Source organism: Rhizobium sp. 2YAF20 (genome assembly GCF_052114685.1).
Taxonomy (GTDB): Bacteria; Pseudomonadota; Alphaproteobacteria; order Rhizobiales; family Rhizobiaceae; genus Rhizobium.
Map to the genome: position 1 here is coordinate 1 of NZ_JBFRFF010000134.1, position 690 is coordinate 690.

Sequence of the window (690 nt, forward strand, 5' to 3'; positions counted from 1 at the left end):
CTTTATTTCCGTTTCCCTCTCAGCCTACGGATGGTCGAGGACTTGCTGGCTGCCCGTGGGATCATTGTCTCCCATCAGACGGTCCGGCTGTGGGCGGAGAAATTTGGGCGGACCTTTGCCAWCGACATCCGTCGTCGCTCATCCGGCCAGCTTGGAGACAAGTGGCACCTCGATGAGGCCGTCATTTCGATCCGAGGCAAGAAGCACTGGCTGTGGCGCGCCGTTGATCAGGACGGTTTTGTTCTGGAGGTGCTGGTGCAAAGCCGCCGCAATGCCAAGGCGGCCAAACGCCTGATGCGTAAGCTCTTAAAGAGCCAGGGCCGAGCGCCGCGGGTGATGATCACCGATAAGCTTCGATCCTACGGCGCCGCAAAGCGGGAGATCATGCCCGGTGTCGAGCATCGCTCCCACAAAGGCCTGAACAATCGGGCGGAGAATTCCCACCAGCCCGTCCGGCGGCGAGAGCGGATCATGAAGCGCTTCAAGTCACAGCGACATCTACAACGCTTTGTCTCCATCCATGACCCGATTGCCAACCTGTTCCACATCCCGCGCCACGACATCCCCTCCAGCCATCATCGCGAATTGCGCGCAGCGGCGATGAACCTGTGGGCGAAAATCGCCCGGGCATGACCAACAAAATAGGCCGGCGGCATGGGCTGGCCTCTTTGCGGTTAAGTTTACGATGCC

1 protein-coding gene is annotated in these 690 nt (G+C 59.9%); it reads left to right on the forward strand.

The genetic code is table 11. The features are described 5' to 3' along the window. On the forward strand, positions 1-633 hold a 633-nt coding region (locus AB4Z52_RS36265; protein ID WP_442222623.1), incomplete at its 5' end, for an IS6 family transposase. Positions 634-690: the final 57 nt, after the last annotated feature.